Below are 15,916 nucleotides of genomic sequence, written 5' to 3'. Positions count from 1 at the left end.
TGAGTGGATAAAAGAGCCACAGACTGCCGGGTGCCGAGCCGGCCCTCCGCCAATACCTCCCCCCGCCGTTTCGTTCCCACGTCGTTCATCGTGTCCGCCATCACCCTGGCCGTCACCGGCGACGTGCGCCGGGCGATGACCATGCTGCTGATCGCGTGCCCGTGCGCGGTGGGCCTGGCCACCCCGACCGCGATCAGCGCCGCGATCGGCAACGGCGCGCGCCGCGGCATCCTGATCAAGGGCGGGTCGCACCTCGAACAGGCGGGCCAGGTCGACGCGATCGTGTTCGACAAGACCGGCACCCTGACCGTCGGGCGACCGGTGGTCACCAACATCGTTGCGATGCATAAGGATTGGCAGCCCGAGCAGGTGCTGGCCTATGCGGCCAGCTCGGAGATCCACTCCCGGCACCCGCTGGCCGAGGCGGTGATCCGCTCGACCGAGGAACGCCACATCAGCATCCCGCCGCACGAGGAGTGCGAGGTGCTGGTGGGGCTGGGCATGCGGACCTGGGCCGACGGGCGGACCCTGCTGCTGGGCAGCCCGTCGCTGTTGCGCGCCGAAAAGGTGAAGGTGTCGAAGAAGGCCTCGGAATGGGTGGACAAGCTGCGGCGCCGGGCCGAGACGCCGCTGCTGCTCGCCGTGGACGGCACCCTGGTCGGCCTGATCAGCCTGCGCGACGAGGTGCGCCCGGAGGCGGCCGACGTGCTGAACGAGTTGCGGGCCAACGGGATTCGCCGCATCGTGATGCTCACGGGCGACCATCCCGACATCGCCGAGGTGGTCGCCGCCGAGCTCGGCATCGACGAGTGGCGCGCCGAGGTGATGCCGGAGGACAAGCTCACCACGGTGCGCGAGCTGCAGGAGCAGGGCTTCGTCGTCGGCATGGTCGGCGACGGCATCAACGACGCCCCGGCGCTGGCCGCCGCCGACATCGGGATCGCCATGGGCCTGGCCGGTACCGATGTGGCCGTCGAGACCGCCGATGTCGCGCTGGCCAACGACGACCTGCATCGCCTGCTCGACGTGCGGGACCTGGGCGCCCGCGCCGTCGACGTCATCCGCGAGAACTACGGCATGTCCATCGCCGTCAACGCCGCCGGGCTGATCATCGGCGCGGGCGGCGCGCTGTCCCCGGTGCTGGCCGCGATCCTGCACAACGCGTCGTCGGTGGCGGTGGTGGCCAACAGCTCACGGTTGATCCGGTATCGGCTGGACTGACCGCTGATCAGCAGCCGCAGTCCTGGCCGCGCCAGGCCCGCATACCCTGCCAGGCCGCAATGCCGGCGATGGCGAGACCGATCGCGGGGTCAAACCACCAATTGCTCGACGAAAGTGCCGTAATCGCCAGGCCGACCAGCACGCCGGCGGCCTGCGCGGCGCACAGGTAGTTCTGGGTGCCCTCGCCCTCGGTGGCGTGCGAGGACAACCGCGCGCCCAGCTTGTGGTTGGCCCAGCCCAGGATCGGCATCAGCAAAAAGCCGGTGGCCGTCAACGCGATGCCGATCAGGGAAGCCTGAGCATGATGTTGGTCGGCGAAGTCGCGAATGGACTCGGCGGCGACGTAGGGGGCGGTCAGCCAGAACGACACCGCCACCCCGCGCTGCGCTCGCCGCTCCGCCGTCTCGGACAGGGTCCGAGTGCCGCTGAAACGCCAAATCACCACCCCGCTGGCCAGTGCCTCGGCGCCACCGCCCAGCGCCCAGCCGGTCAGCGCGATGGATCCGACCAACAGTCCCTGCCACAGGCCGACGGCGCCCTCGACGAGCACCACCGCGAGGCCGATCCAGGCCAGCCGCCGCGCCCACTGCGCGTTGCGCTGCCAGCCGGCGTCGCGCGCCGGGGCGACGCCGCACTCATCGGCGATGAGGGGAAAAGTGGTCATGGCGCGAGGCTAGCGACGGCGGGCCGGGGACGGGCGCCCGCACACGCCGCCGTGACACAACCGTGTCTAGACGGTCACACGGGCAGCAATCGTTTGAGCACCTTGCCGCCCGCGTTGCGCGGCAGCGCGTCGACGAAGACCACGTCGCGCGGAACCTTGAAGCGAGCCAGGCGATTTCGGATGTAGTCCTTGACGTCCCGCTCGGTCAGCGCCGCGTCCGGGCGCAGCACGATGTAGGCGCGCAGCCGCTGCCCGAACTCCTCGTCGCTGACGCCGACGACCGCGGCGTCGAGGATGCCGGGGTGCTGCGCCAGCGCCTCTTCGACCTCGCCGGGATACACGTTCTCCCCGCCGGAGACGATCATCTCGTCGTCGCGCCCGTCGATGAACAGCCGGCCGGCGGCGTCGAAATGGCCGATGTCGCCGGTGGCCATCAGGCCCCGGATCGACTCCTTGGTGCCGCCGCCGGTGTAGCCCTCGAAGGCCAGCACGTTGCCGACGAAGATCCGCCCGGGCGTCCCGACGGGAGCCTCGCGCCCCTCGCCGGTGAAAACCTTGACCACCGACCCGGGCACCACCGCGCCCACGCACCCGGGCTCGACGGCCAGGTCGGCGGGCGTGGCGATGGTGGCGTAGGCGACCTCGGTGGAGCCGTACATGTTGTAGACCACGGGCCCCAGGTCCCGCATCGCGCGGGTGGCCAGCCCGGCGCCGAGTTGGGATCCGCCGACGAACACGATGCGCAACGAGGACAGATCGTGTTCGGCGAGGGCCGCCCAGCCCAGGTCGAGGATGCGCCGCAGCATGACCGGCACGACGATCATGGCGCTGGCCCGATGCGCGGCCACGCTGTCCAGGGCCCGTTCGGCATCGAAGTGGCGGCGCAGCACCAGCGTCGAGCCCAGCACCATCGCGTACATCGCGTGGCTGAATCCCATCGAATGAAACAGCGGTACACAGCATTCGGTGACCTGCCGGCCGCGGAACGGCACCTTGCCGAGCAGGCCGCCGACCGGTATCAGCGAGTAGGGCTCCGACCGCTTGGCGCCCTTGGGGACCCCGGTCGTCCCGCTGGTGGAGATGACGATCTTGGGCCGGCCACCGGAGCGCGGCGGCGGGCCGGGGTCGCCGCGCTCGATCAGCGCGTCCAGGGTCTCGGCACCCGGCGCGTCGGCCCAGGCCCGAACGCGACCCAGCCGCGGATGGACTTCGGCGACCGCGGCGGCGTATTCCTCGTCGTACACCAGCAGGTCGGCGCCCTCGCGGGCCAGCATCTCGGCGAGCTGCGTCGGGCCGAAGCCGGTATTGAGCAACAGGATCTCGGCGCCGCACTTGGCGGCCGCGTACACCGCTTCCAAAAAGCCCCGGTGATTGCCCGTCAGGATGGCCACGCTCGCGCCGGGGCCCAACCCGCGCCGGCGCCACTCGTTGGCCAGCGCGTTGGTCCGCGCATCCAGCTCGCCGAACCTCAGCGGACCGCGCTCATCGATCAGCGCCAGCCCGTCGCGGTCCCGGGCGGCCGCGATCACCGTCGCCGCGCCCATCAGGCCGTAGCGGTCGCGGGCCCGCAGCACCGCCGCGATCCGGCCGGGCGGGATCATTCGCAGTCCCCCGGACCGGGCGTACAACAGCAGCGACGCGGTTTCCAATTCGAGACGCCTGAATATTTGCCGGGCCATTCACCCGAGTCTGCCGATCGGTCGCGGCGCCGGTAAGGGCGCAACGCCACCGCCGGCGGGGTCTTTGGTCACCGTTATTGTGGCTCACGAGTAAACCGGGAAGGGATGACATGGCGCGCACCGACGACGACACCTGGGACCTGGCCACCAGCGTGGGGGCCACCGCGACCATGGTGGCCGCGGGCAGGGCCCGGGCGACCCGGGACGCGCTGATCGACGACCCGTTCGCCGAGCCGCTGGTGCGCGCCGTGGGGGTGGACTTCATGACCCGGTGGGCCGCGGGCGAATTGAGCTCCGCGGACGTCGACGTTCCCGGTGCCCCGTGGGGCATGCAGCGCATGACCGACATGATGGCCGCCCGCACGCGCTTCATCGACGCGTTCTTCGCCGAGGCCAGCGAAGCGGGCCTCCGCCAGGTCGTCGTCCTGGCTTCGGGTCTGGACGCCCGCGCCTATCGGCTGCCCTGGCCGGCGGGCACGACGGTGTTCGAGGTCGACCAACCCGAAGTCATTGCGTTCAAGTCCGCCACCATCGCCGAGCTCGGCGCCGCGCCCGCGGCCGACCTGCGGCCCGTGCCGATCGACCTGCGCCACGACTGGCCGTCGGCGCTGCGACAGGCGGGCTTCGACACCGGCCGGCCGGCCGCCTGGGCCGCCGAGGGCCTGCTCGGGTTCCTGCCGGCCGAGGCCCAGGACCGGTTGCTCGATCAGGTCACCGAGCTCAGCGCCGACGGCAGCCGGCTGGTGGCCGAGGTGTTCTGGAACACGGGGATCAGCGGGGATGCGCTGAACGCCGCGAGCGAAAAGTGGCGGGACAACGGCCTCGACATCGCGCTGGGCGACCTGGGCTTCCCCGGCGAGCGCAACGACGTGGCGACCTACCTGGCCGACCGCGGCTGGCGGCCGGTCCGCACGCCCTTGAATCGGCTGTTGGCCGACAACGGATTACCGTTGCAGCCCGACGGACGCGATGCGCCGTTCGCCAGGAACTACTACTGCACCGCGGTGCTGCACGAGGCGGGTTAAAGGAAGGCCGACATGCCAAACACCAAGCCCCCCAAGCCCCTTGACGGCTACCGGGTGCTCGACTTCACCCAGAACATCGCCGGGCCGCTGGCCGGGCAGGTGCTGGCCGACCTGGGCGCCGAGGTGATCAAGGTCGAGGCACCCGGCGGAGAGGCGGCCCGGCAGATCACCGTGGTGCTGCCCGGGCGCCCGCCGCTGCCCACGCTGTTCTGGCCGCACAACCGGGGCAAGAAATCGCTGGCGGTCGATTTGACCTCCGACGACAACAGGCAGCAGATACTGCGGCTGGCCGACACCGCCGACGTCGTCCTGGAAGGGTTTCGCCCCGGCGTGATGGAACGCCTGGGGCTGGGCCCCGACGACCTGCGGGCGCGCAATCCGAGGCTGATCTACGCGCGCCTGTCGGCCTACGGCGGCAACGGCCCGCACGGCAGCAGGCCGGGCGTCGACCTGATGGTCGCCGCCGAATCGGGCATGACCACCGGGATGCCCACGCCGACGGGCAAACCGCAGATCATCCCGTTCCAACTCGTCGACGCCGCCAGCGGCCACGTGCTGGCCCAGGCCGTGCTGGCCGCGCTGCTCAACCGGGAGCGGCACGGGGTGGCCGAGGTCGTCCGGGTCGCGATGTACGACGTCGCGGTCGGGCTGCAGGCCAGTCAGCTCACGATTCACCTGAACAAGCCGACCCAGGCGCCCCCGTCCGACTCGCAGCCAAAAGCGAAGAAGCGCAAGGGGGTTGGGTTCGCCACCCAGCCGTCGGACGCCTTCAAAGCCGCGGACGGCTACCTGGTGATCAGCGCCTACGTGCCCAAGCACTGGGCGAAGCTGTGCCAGATCATCGGCCGGCCGGATTTGACGCAGGACGAGCGGTTCATCGATCAGCGTTCGCGCGCAATGAATTACCCGGAACTGACCGAGGAACTCGAGTCGGCGCTGGCCGCCAAGACCGCCGCGGAATGGGTTGAGCTGCTGCAGGACGGCGGCCTGATGGCCTGCCTGGCCTATACCTGGAAGCAGGTGGTCGACACCCCGCTGTTCGCCGAGAACGAGCTGGCCCTGCGGGTCGGCAACGGTGCGGAGGCGATGACCGTGGTCCGCATGCCGGCGCGCTACTCGAGCTTCGACGCCGCGGCCACCGATCCCCCGCCCGCCGCCGGGCAGCACAACGCGGAGTTTCTCGATCAGGCCGACAGCTTGACCGTTCGGTCGTTGCCGCGGTCGGCCACGTAGACGCTGCCGTTCTTGTCCACCGCCACCCCCAAGGGGGTGTTGAGGCCGGTCAGCGGCAGCAGGGCCGCAGTGTTGGAACCGGCCGGCAATTTCAGCACCTGGCTGCTGTCGTGCTCGGTGACGAACACGTCGCCGGAGTTGTCCACCGCGATGCCCCACGGCGCCGCGACGCCGGTGAATGGCAAGACGGTCTGGGCGCTGGCCCCGGCGGCCAGTGTCAGCACCCGATCGTTGTCCGTGTCGGTGACGTAGACGTTGCCGGCGGGGTCGACGGCCACGCCGTCGGGGTTTTTGAGGCCGGTCAACGGCAGCACGGTCGCGGCATCCGACCCGGCCGCCAATTTCACCACCCTGTTGTTGCCCCGGTCGGCGACGTAGACGTCACCCTGGCCGTCCACCGCGACGCCCTCGGGGTAGTTGAGGCCGGTGAACGGCAGCACGGTCTGGCTGGTCGACCCGGCCGTCAACTTCACCACCCGGTTGTCGAAGTCGGCCACGTACACGGCACCGGCGTTGTCCACGGCCAGCCCCTGGGGCTGATAGAGACCGCTGAACGGCAGCACCGTCGGGGTGCCCGATCCGGGTGCCAACTCCACCACGCGCCCGTACATGCCCTCGCTGGTGACGTATACGTCGCCGGCCTTGTCCAGCGCCACCCCGCCCGGCGACAGGCGGNGCCCCACGGCACCGGCCGGACCATAGTTGCCCCGGCCGGCGCGGCATCCGGACCGGCGTAGTTGGTCCGGGCGCGGCCCGCGCCGCTGGCGAGCTGTGTCGCATACTCGCCCTGCCGCAGGATCGTCGCTTCCTGCTGCTGTTCGGGCGCGGTCAGCGCGCTGTGGGCGGCCGCGGCCAGGTCCCCGGCGGAGAAATAGCGATCCGCCGGGTTTTTGGCCATGCCCTTGCCGATCACCGCGTCCAGCCCCGGTGGAATCCGGCCGGGCCGCAACAGGCTTGGGCACGGGGCGGGCTCGAGAAGATGGGCGGCGATCAATCGTTCGACGCTGTCGGCCCGGTACGGCGGCGCCCCGGTCAAGCACTCGCCCAGCACGCAGGCCAGCGCATAGATGTCGGAGCGGTAGGTGACCTCGTCGCCGGTGAACCGCTCCGGGGCCATGTAGTTGTAGGTGCCCAGGGCGACGCCGCTCTGGGTAAGCCCGGGATCGGCTGCGGCACGGGCGATTCCGAAGTCCACCAGGTACGCGAAGTCGTCGTCGGTAAGCAGGATGTTCTCCGGTTTCACGTCGCGGTGGGTGACCCCGTTGGCGTGGGCGGCGTCCAGCGCCGCCGCGATCTGGCGCATGATCGCGACGGTGCGCGCCGGCGGCAACGGGCCGTAGTTCGTCAACAGCGCGCGCAGGGAGACGCCGTCGATCATGCGCATCTCCACGTAGAACTGACCGTCGATGTCGCCGTAGTCGTGGATCGGCACGATGTGCGCCTCGGTCAGCCGGCCTGCGGTGTCGGCCTCGCGCCGCATCCGCACGCGAAAAGTCGCGTCCGTGGAGAACTGCGGCGAGATCAGCTTCAGCGCGACGATCCGGTGCTTGCGGGTGTCTTCGGCCTCATACACCTCCCCCATCCCGCCGCGGCCCAGCAGCCGCCTCAGCTGATAGGGCCCGAACCGCAAACCCACCCGCGACACCGAATCGTTCACCGCCGCACTCCTTTCGGTCGTCACGAAATCGCGTTCACGGCGGCCGCAATTTTCGACTGGAACGCGCCGGGGAGCGGAATGGACCCGTACTGGTCCAAACCGGTTTGACCCGGACCGATCGCGGCCTGCATGAACGCCTTGACCGCCGCCCCGGTCGCGGAATCCGGGTATTTCGAGCAGACGATCTCGTAGGTCGGCTCCACGATGGGATAGGCGCCGGACTGCGTGGGCCGGTAGAACGACGAGGTGTCCACCACGAGGTCGTCACCCTGCCCCTTGAACGTCGCCCCGGCGATCGTCTTGCTGACCGAGTCCGTGGTGATCGACACCGGATCCGGACCGGCCGAGGTGACGATCTGGGCCATGTTCAACTGCTTGCCGACGGCGAATGACCACTCGTTGTAGGTGATCGACCCGTCGGTGCCCTGCACCTCCGCCGAAGTGCCGTTGTCGCCGACGCCGCCCTCGCCGACGCCCCCATTGAACGTCTGGCCGGCGCCCCGGCTCCAGGCACCGTTGGACGCGGCGACGAGGTATTGCTCGAAGTTGGACGTGTCGCCCGATTGGTCGCTGCGGAAGAAGACGCGGATGGGCGCCGACGGCAGGCCGGTACCGGGGTTCAGCGCCGTGATCGCCGGGTCATTCCACTTGGTGATGGCGCCGTCAAAGATCCTGGCGAGCGTGGCCGCGTCGAGCCTCAGCGCGCTCACGCCGCCGACGTCGTAGGTGATCGCGATCGGTTCGAAAACCGTTGGCAGGTCCCACGCCGGCGAACCGCACCGCTGCGCCGCCCGATCCACCTGACCCTTCGAGGGATCCAATGGGTCGCCGGAACCGGCCAGATCCGAAATGTTGTTGACGAAATCGGTGACGCCCGCGCCGGAGCCGTTCGCGTTGTAGTCCAGCGTGTGCCCGGGGCAGGCGTGGACGTAGGCGTAGACGAACTGCTCCATCGCATTCTCCTGAGCGGCAGCCCCGCTGCCCTTGAGTTGTTTCTTGCCGCCGCATTGCACGGCCGACGGGCCGGGTCCCGACGACGCGTGGGTCGTGCTGCCGCAGCCCGCCAAGACGACCGCACCCACGGCGAGTAGACCGAGCACGACGCGGGTTCGGTTCGACATCACCGGGAACTCCTCAAAACTCAGGGCGGCGGAACTACACCCGCCACCGGCAAGCCCCCTTGAACATCGAAGCGGTCGAAGATGAGCGCACGATGAGCGGCGGCTCTGCCCATCATCAGAAACTGACGGGCGCCGAAAGCTGGGCAGGCATTGAGCGCCGCCTTTGAAGATGTCTAGAGGATGCCCGCGGGCGGGTCTTGTTGCCGCACCGCGACGTAGCTTGATGGAGTGTCCACGTCCCTTGCGCAGCTCGACGCCGAGACCGGCGGCGCCGGGACCGATTGCGCCACACCGGCCATGAGGGCGGTGCACCTCACACTCAGCCTCGGCGGCAAGACCGTGCTCGAGGACGTGAGCCTGGACTTCCCCCCGCGCGCGGTCACCTCCCTGCTGGGTCCGACCGGCTCGGGCAAAACGACCTTCCTGCGCACCTTGAACCGGATGAACGACGGCGTCCGCGGCTACCGGCACGACGGCGACGTCTTGTTGGGCGGGCACAGCATCTTCGAAATCGATGACCTGATGGGCTTTCGGCGCCGGGTCGGCATGCTGTTCCAGCGGCCCAACCCGTTCCCCATGTCCATCATCGACAACGTGCTGGCCGGCGTGCGCGCCCATAAGTTGGTGCGGCGCAGGGAATTCGGATCACTCGCCGAGGCCAGGCTCACCGAAGTCGGCCTGTGGGATGCGGTCAAGGATCGGCTCGGTGATTCCCCGTTCCGGCTCTCGGGCGGTCAGCAGCAGTTGTTGTGCCTGGCCCGTGCCCTCGCCGTGAGCCCGAAGGTGCTGCTGCTCGACGAGCCCACCTCATCGCTGGACCCGACAACGACCGAGAAAATCGAGGCGCTGATTCGCTCGCTCGCCGGCCGGCTCACCGTGGTCATGGTGACTCACGACCTGGCGCAGGCCGCCCGGATCGGGGACCGGACCGCCTTGTTCTCCGACGGCAGGCTGATCGAGGACGGTCCCACCGAACAGCTTTTCCTCGCACCGGAGCGCGCGGAGACCGCGCGCTACATCTCCGGATTGTTCGGCGACCGCCGGCTGCTCGGGGTGGTGGTCGGGGCCGATGGGGGCACGAGCGGGGTTGCAAAAGGGGGCAGTGAAAGGTGAGGTCCCATGGGAATTCGTGTGCGCGCCGCGTTGATCGCGGTGCCCGTGCTGCTGGCCGCGGCCTGCGGGTCGAATTCGAACGGCGGTTCGCCGGCCCCGGCGTCCGGCGGCGCCGGGGCCGCCACCCCGTTTTCCGAGCCGGCGACGTCGAAGATGGCGTTGGCGGAAACCGGTGCGACGGAACTCTACCCGCTGATGAACCTGTGGGCGCCGGCCTATAACGCCCGCTATCCCAACGTCTCGATCACCACCGGGAGCACCGGGTCGGGCGCCGGCATCGCACAGGCCGCCGCCGGGGCGGTCAACATCGGCGCCTCGGGCGCCTACCTGTCCGACGGCGACATGGCAGCGCACAAGGGGCTGATGAACATCGCGCTGGCGACGTCCGCCGAGCAGGTCAACTACAACCTGCCCGGCGTCAACGAGCACCTCAAGCTGAATGGCAAAGTGTTGGCGGCCATGTACGAGGGCAAAATCAAGGCGTGGAACGATCCGCAGATCGCCGCGCTCAACCCCGGCGTGAACCTGCCCGCCGAGCCGGTGGTTCCGCTACATCGTTCCGACGGCGCCGGCGACACCTTCGTCTTCACCCAGTACCTGTCGAAGCAGGATCCCGACGGCTGGGGCAAGTCGCCGGGCTACAACACCACCGTCGACTTCCCGGCGGTGCCCGGCGCCCTGGGTGAGAACGGAGCCGGCGGCATGGTGACCGGCTGCGCCCAGACGCCCGGCTGCGTGGCCTACATCGGCACCAGCTACCTCGACCAGGCCGGCCAGAAGGGCCTGGGCGAGGCGCAATTGGGCAACGCGGCCGGCAGCTACCTGCTGCCCGACGCCCAGAGCATTGCCGCCGAGGCCGGTGGCTTCGCCGCCCAAACCCCGGCGAACGAGGTGATCTCCCTGATCAACGGGCCCGCCCCCGACGGCTACCCGATCGTCAACTACGAGTACGCCATCGTGTACAGCAATCAGAAGGATCCCGCTGTCGCACAGACGATTCAGGCGTTCTTGCACTGGGCGGTCACCGACGGGAACNCGCAGCGGTTCCTCTCTCTTAAACACAGCTCGATGTATATAAGAGACGGGTGCGGTGGGCCGGCGCCGCCGGGGCGGTGATCCCGCTGCTCGCCCTCGTGTTCGTGTTGGCCACGCTCGTCGTCGAGGCGGCGGGCGCCATCCGGCTCAATGGGCTGCATTTCTTCACCGCCACGGCATGGAATCCGGGCAATACCTATGGGGGAACCATTGTCACCCAAGGTGTCTCGCATCCGTCCGGCGCCGAATACGGGGCGTTGCCGCTGATCGTCGGCACCCTGGCCAGCTCCGCGATCGCCCTGATCGTCGCGGTGCCGGTGTCACTGGGCGCGGCGTTTGCGATCGCCGAGCGGCTGCCGCGACGCCTCGCCTCCGCCGTCGGCACGGTGCTCGAGTTGCTGGCCGGCATTCCCAGCGTCGTCGTCGGACTGTGGGGCGCCATGACCTTCGGACCGTTCATCGCCCACCGCGTCGCTCCCGTGATCGCCCGCAACACCCCGGATATGCCGGTGCTCAACTACTTTCGCGGCGACACCGGCAACGGCGAGGGCATGCTGGTGTCCGGACTGGTGCTGGCCGTCATGATCATCCCCATCATCGCCGCCACCACCCGTGACCTGATTCGCCAGGTGCCCCCGCTCCCGCGCGAGGGCGCGAGGGCGCTGGGCATGTCCGACTGGGAGTGCGCGCGCCGGGTCACACTGCCCTGGGTCTTTAGCGGCATCGTCGGCGCCGTGGTCCTCGGGCTCGGACGTGCGCTCGGGGAGACGATGGCCGTCGCAATGGTCTCCGGCGCGGAATTGGGTGCGATGCCGGACAACATCTACTCGACCATGACCACGATCGCGGCGACCATTGTCTCGCAATTGGATTCGGCGCTGACCGATTCCACCAACTTCGCGGTGGAAACGCTCGCGGAGGTTTCCCTGGTGCTGATGGTCATCACGTTGCTGACCAACGTGGCCGCCCGGGCTCTGGTGCGCCGGAAGTCTCGAACCGCGCTGCCGGTGGGACGGGGGGTCTGAGGTGAGCCGGTTGCCCTCGGTCACCGTTCGGCGCAGGATCGCCAACGCGCTGTTCTGGACGGCCTGCTCCTGCTGCCTGGCGGGGGTGGTCGCACCGACGCTGTGGATGCTGATCGGGGTCGTCGGCCGCGCCTTGCCCGTGTTCCACCTCAGCGTGCTGACCCAGGACACGCAGGGCAACGGCGGCGGCCTGCGCAACGCGATCGTCGGGACCGCCGTCCTCGGTCTCGGCGTCATGCTGTTGGGCGGGACGGTGAGCGTGCTGTCCGGGATCTACCTGTCCGAATTCGCCACCGGCAGAACCCGTTCGGTGCTGCGCGGCGCCTACGAGGTGCTGTCCGGGGTCCCGGCCATCGTGCTCGGCTACGTCGGCTACCTCGCGCTGGTGGTGTACTTCGACTGGGGGTTTTCGCTGGCGGCCGGGGTGCTGGTGCTGTCGGTGATGAGCATCCCGTACATCACCAGGGCCACCGAGTCCGCGCTGTGCGCGGTCCCGACGTCGTATCGCGAAGCCGCGGCGGCGCTGGGGCTGCCGACCAACTGGGCCTTGCGCAAAATCATCCTGAAGCCGGCGACTCCCGGGATCGTCACCGGCCTGCTGGTGGCGCTCGCGCTGGCGGTCAGCGAGACGGCGCCGATGCTGTACACGGCGGGCTGGTCAGCGTCGCTGCCGACCGGGAAGCTCACCGGATCGCCGGTCGGTTACCTGACCTATCCGATCTGGACGTTCTACAACCTGCCGTCGAAGACCGCCCAGGACCTGTCGTACGACGCGGCGTTCTTGCTGATCGTGCTACTGCTGCTGCTGATCGTCGCGGGGCGGCTGGTCACCGGGCTGGCCCGGCGACACGCCGAGGCGTGAACCGTCAGACGCCCGGGAGCCGCACCACCTGGATGAAGAACTCGTCGATCTGCCGGACCGCGTTGATGAACTGGTCGAGGTCGACCGGCTTGGTGACATAGGCGTTGGCGTGCAGCTCGTAGCTGCGCAGGATGTCCTCCTCCGCCGAGGAGGTGGTCAGCACGACGATCGGGATGCGGGACAGGTCCGGGTCGGACTTCACCTTCTCCAGCAGCTGGCGGCCATCGTATTTCGGCAGGTTCAGGTCGAGCAGGATGAGGTCGGGCCGCGGCGCACCCTCGAAGGGGCCCCGCCGGTAGAGGAAGTCCAGGCCCTCCTCCCCGTCGTGCGCGACGTGCAAATTGTTCTTGAGCTTGTTGTGCTCGAACGCTTCTCGGGTGATGAGCTCATCGCCCGGATCGTCTTCGACGAGCAGGATCTCGATGGCTCTACCGTCCGATGTCATCATGGGCTCCTTCGGGTTGCTGGCTTACCGCGTTCGCGCTCACGGGCGTGGCAATGGGCAGGGTGAACCGGAATCGGGCCCCGTCGGTGTAGGCCGTGTCGACCCAGATGGTGCCGCCGTGGTGCTCGACGATCTTCTTGCACAGCGCAAGGCCGACACCGGTTCCGGAGTACACCTCGCGGCCGTGCAGCCGCTGGAAGATGACGAAGACCTTGTCGGTGAACTCCTCCGCAATGCCAATGCCGTTGTCCGACACCGACAATAACCACTCACCGCCGTGACCGCCGTGCTCGCCGGGGCGGTGTTCCCAGTCGATGACGACGCGGGGGCGGCGGTCCTTGTGCCGGAACTTGATCGCGTTGCCGATCAGGTTCTGCCACAGCATCGTCAGCAGTGTGGGATCCCCGATGATCTGCGGGAGGGGCTGGGGCGGCCGCACGATCTCGGCGTCGGCCTCCTCGATGGCGGTGGCGAGGTTGGCCAGGCCGGCGTCCAGCGCCTCATCGAGTTCGACCGCGGTTTGGGTGGTGCCCAGCCGGCCGACGCGCGAGAAGGTGAGCAGGTCGTTGATCAGCACCTGCATGCGCTTGGCCCCGTCGACGGCGAAGCCGATGTATTCGATTCCGCGACCGTCGAGCTGGTCGCCGTAACGCTTTTCCAGCAACTGGCAGAACGAGGCGACCTTGCGCAGCGGTTCCTGCAGATCGTGCGACGCGACGTAGGCGAACTGCTCGAGTTCGGCGTTCGAACGCCGCAACTCGGCCGCCTGTTCGTCCAGAAGCGCTCGGGCCGAACGGGATACCTCGAGCTCTTCGACCAGCCGTTCCCGCATGTTCTCCACGTCGATGGCCATACTGCGAATGTCCTTGGGCCGCCTCGGCGGAGAGATGGATTCGCCGAAGCTGCCCCGGGTGATCCGCCGGCATGCGGCGGCCAGAGCGGCGATCGGGCGGGTGACGGTGTCGCGCATCAAAATCCCCAGCGCCGCGGCAGTGCCGAAGAACAGCAACACCATCGCCCCCAGCACCCGGTCCCGCCACGCGTCGGTGTGTCGGAGGTCGTCGACCGCGCGGTTCCGCGCCGCGGCGAGGTTCGCGTTTTGGGTGTCGAAAAGGGAACGCAGGTGGTCGAATTCGACCTTGCCCCGCTCGGCCGCCGGCCGGTTCGTGACGTTGCGGCCATTCGGGGCCACGCTCTCGATCGACGGCTCGGCGTAGGTCGCCCGCCACTTGGCGGCCGCCTTCTCGATCGCGTCGAGGTCCGCGATCAGGTCGGGGCGCTGGCTCAGCCGGCGCCGCATTTCCTCGGCGGCAGCCTGTTCCTCGTGTTGCCCGTCGTAGTACGGGGCGAGGAATTGGCGATCGTCGGTGATCACATAACCGCGCATCCCCGTTTCCTGGTCCCGCAGCGCCGCCTGCAGCTGACCGGCGGCCACCCGCGCCGGCCCAATGCCGTCGATCACCGCGTGCGACATCTGGTCGGTGTGCTGCAGCAACGCCCAACCGACGATCGCGCCGGCGAGCACCGTCACGCCCATCGTGAACAGCACCAGGAACTGCCAGCCGCGCACGGTGAGCTGCGCCAGGCGCGGCGCGCGCTGGGCGGGGCTCACGCCGTTGTCCGCTCGACGCGCAGCACGGCGATGTCATCGGTGAGCCCGCCGCGCGGCTCGGCGAGCAGCTGGGCGCCGTCGATCAGCGCGTCGACGAACGCCGGGCCGGGCAGGTGCGCGTGCCTGCGGGCCAGCTCGAGCAGGCCGTCCTCGCCCAGCCGCCGGTTGCCCTCGCCCGAATACCCCTCGAAGAGCCCGTCGGTCAGCAGGAGCAGGCCCTGGCCCGTCGGCAGTTCCAGGTCGTGCCGCGGCCAGTCGTCGGCGCGCAGGCCCAGCGCCGGGCCGGCCGGGGGCTCGACCCATTCGACCGGTTTCGAGCCGGCACCATTTTGGAGCAACATCCCCGGATGGCCGGCGCGCAGCACCGTGACGCGCGGGCTGTCGGGGTGGATGGCCAGGCTGAGCACCGTCGCAAAGATGCCGGTCCCGGTTCGTTCCGAGTGCAGCACCCGTTCGAGCTGCCGCATCAGCTCCACACCGTGCACGCCGGCGAAAGTGAGCGCACGAAACGCGATGCGCAGCGCCGCGCCCAGGGCCGCCTCGTGCGGTCCGTGGCCGGCGACGTCGCCGATCAGGACGTGCACCACCCGGTCGGGCGTCTGCACGACGTCGTAGAAGTCGCCGCACAACAACGCGTCCTCGCGGCTGGGCCGGTACCGGGCGACGATGTCGACGCCGGGTGACTCCAGCAGCAGCGGCGAGGGCAGCAGGCCGCGTTCCAGCAGCGCGTTTTCCCGGGCCCGCAGCCGGCTGGCATGCAGGTCGGCGGAAATGAGCTCGGCCCGTTTGCGCTCGATCGCGTAAAGCAGCGCGCGCCGCAGCATTTCGGGCTCGACGCGCCCCTTGACCAGGTAGTCCTGCGCGCCGGCCGCGACGGCGGATGCCCCGAAGTATTCGTCGTTCAGCCCGGTCAGCACGACGATCGGGACGGTGGCGTCGCGCTTGGCGATGCGGTCCAGCGCGTCCATCCCGCTGGCGTCCGGCAGGTGCAGGTCCAGCAGCACGCAGTCGGGCCGGGCCGTCGCGAGCTCGCGCTCCGCGTGCGCCATCGACTGCGCCCAGGTCACCCGGATATCGGCGAGGGCGTCCGCGATCAGGTCTTCGACGAGCACCGCGTCGGCGCGGTCGTCCTCGACCAACAACAACGACAATGACTGCCACTGCGCCGCCGGGGTGACGGGAGCGCGCACGGGGATCAATTCCCGATCATCCGACGATGCGCCC

11 protein-coding genes and 3 pseudogenes are annotated in these 15,916 nt (G+C 69.3%); 7 read left to right on the top strand and 7 right to left on the bottom strand.

Annotated features, from left to right (window positions below; translation table 11 throughout):
* Positions 1 to 60 precede the first annotated feature (60 nt).
* Positions 61 to 1,221 (top strand): annotated as a pseudogene (gene ctpC, locus BN4348_RS31955) (manganese-exporting P-type ATPase CtpC); the annotation flags it as partial.
* Positions 1,222 to 1,228: 7 nt separating this feature from the next.
* On the opposite strand, the gene BN4348_RS31950 reads toward ctpC, so the two are convergent.
* Both BN4348_RS31950 and BN4348_RS31945 read right to left on the bottom strand, forming a co-directional pair.
* Positions 1,229 to 1,885: a cation transporter gene (locus BN4348_RS31950; RefSeq protein ID WP_066908153.1), complete on the bottom strand. Its 657-nt coding sequence runs from the start codon at positions 1,883 to 1,885 to the stop codon at positions 1,229 to 1,231.
* Positions 1,886 to 1,959: 74 nt separating this feature from the next.
* Positions 1,960 to 3,564, bottom strand: a complete 1,605-nt coding sequence (locus BN4348_RS31945) for an AMP-binding protein (protein WP_066908149.1) — start codon at positions 3,562 to 3,564, stop codon at positions 1,960 to 1,962.
* Positions 3,565 to 3,674: 110 nt separating this feature from the next.
* Here BN4348_RS31945 and BN4348_RS31940 point away from each other — a divergent pair, with 110 nt between their 5' ends.
* Both BN4348_RS31940 and BN4348_RS31935 read left to right on the top strand, forming a co-directional pair.
* Complete coding sequence (locus BN4348_RS31940) at positions 3,675 to 4,589, top strand: class I SAM-dependent methyltransferase (protein WP_066908146.1); 915 nt, start codon at positions 3,675 to 3,677, stop codon at positions 4,587 to 4,589.
* A gap of 12 nt (positions 4,590 to 4,601) precedes the next feature.
* On the top strand, positions 4,602 to 5,822 hold the full coding sequence (locus BN4348_RS31935; RefSeq protein ID WP_066908143.1) for a CoA transferase: 1,221 nt from the start codon (positions 4,602 to 4,604) through the stop codon (positions 5,820 to 5,822).
* On the opposite strand, the pseudogene BN4348_RS31930 reads toward BN4348_RS31935, so the two are convergent.
* Both BN4348_RS31930 and pstS (BN4348_RS31925) read right to left on the bottom strand, forming a co-directional pair.
* A pseudogene (locus BN4348_RS31930) lies at positions 5,774 to 7,479 on the bottom strand (serine/threonine-protein kinase PknD). The gene BN4348_RS31935 and the pseudogene BN4348_RS31930 overlap by 49 nt on opposite strands.
* Before the next feature lie 20 nt (positions 7,480 to 7,499).
* Entirely contained in the window at positions 7,500 to 8,600 is a 1,101-nt protein-coding gene (gene pstS / locus BN4348_RS31925) for a phosphate ABC transporter substrate-binding protein PstS (protein ID WP_066908141.1), read from the bottom strand.
* Between the two features lie 297 nt (positions 8,601 to 8,897).
* On the opposite strand from pstS (BN4348_RS31925), the gene BN4348_RS31920 reads away from it, so the two are divergent.
* The 4 genes and pseudogenes from BN4348_RS31920 to BN4348_RS31905 all read left to right on the top strand — a co-directional run bounded on the left by BN4348_RS31920 (position 8,898) and on the right by BN4348_RS31905 (position 12,635).
* Positions 8,898 to 9,713 carry an ATP-binding cassette domain-containing protein gene (locus BN4348_RS31920; protein WP_084453905.1) on the top strand — a complete coding sequence of 272 codons (816 nt, stop codon included), beginning with the start codon at positions 8,898 to 8,900 and terminating at the stop codon, positions 9,711 to 9,713.
* A 6-nt stretch (positions 9,714 to 9,719) separates the two neighbouring features.
* A pseudogene (gene pstS / locus BN4348_RS31915) lies at positions 9,720 to 10,775 on the top strand (phosphate ABC transporter substrate-binding protein PstS); the annotation flags it as partial.
* A gap of 23 nt (positions 10,776 to 10,798) precedes the next feature.
* Positions 10,799 to 11,773 (top strand): phosphate ABC transporter permease subunit PstC, encoded by a 975-nt coding sequence (gene pstC / locus BN4348_RS31910; protein ID WP_066908135.1) that lies wholly within the window; start codon positions 10,799 to 10,801, stop codon positions 11,771 to 11,773.
* 1 nt (position 11,774) lies between these two features.
* Complete coding sequence (locus tag BN4348_RS31905) at positions 11,775 to 12,635, top strand: PstA family ABC transporter permease (RefSeq protein WP_096866047.1); 861 nt, start codon at positions 11,775 to 11,777, stop codon at positions 12,633 to 12,635.
* A 4-nt stretch (positions 12,636 to 12,639) separates the two neighbouring features.
* On the opposite strand, the gene BN4348_RS31900 is transcribed toward BN4348_RS31905, so the two are convergent.
* The 3 genes from BN4348_RS31900 to BN4348_RS31890 all read right to left on the bottom strand — a co-directional run bounded on the left by BN4348_RS31900 (position 12,640) and on the right by BN4348_RS31890 (position 15,843).
* The gene (locus tag BN4348_RS31900; RefSeq protein WP_066908132.1) at positions 12,640 to 13,080 is read right to left on the bottom strand and encodes a response regulator; all 441 of its coding nucleotides are present in this window, start codon (positions 13,078 to 13,080) and stop codon (positions 12,640 to 12,642) included.
* Positions 13,064 to 14,617: a sensor histidine kinase gene (locus tag BN4348_RS31895; RefSeq protein WP_084453904.1), complete on the bottom strand. Its 1,554-nt coding sequence runs from the start codon at positions 14,615 to 14,617 to the stop codon at positions 13,064 to 13,066. Before BN4348_RS31895 ends, BN4348_RS31900 begins: the two co-directional genes overlap by 17 nt.
* 71 nt (positions 14,618 to 14,688) lie before the next feature.
* Positions 14,689 to 15,843 (bottom strand): PP2C family protein-serine/threonine phosphatase, encoded by a 1,155-nt coding sequence (locus tag BN4348_RS31890; RefSeq protein WP_235852646.1) that lies wholly within the window; start codon positions 15,841 to 15,843, stop codon positions 14,689 to 14,691.
* Positions 15,844 to 15,916 lie beyond the last annotated feature (73 nt).

Source organism: Mycobacterium interjectum (assembly GCF_900078675.2).
Lineage (GTDB): Bacteria > Actinomycetota > Actinomycetes > Mycobacteriales > Mycobacteriaceae > Mycobacterium > Mycobacterium interjectum.
The sequence above is the reverse complement of the archived record's forward strand: the minus strand, read 5'-3'. Positions and strand labels throughout refer to the sequence as shown.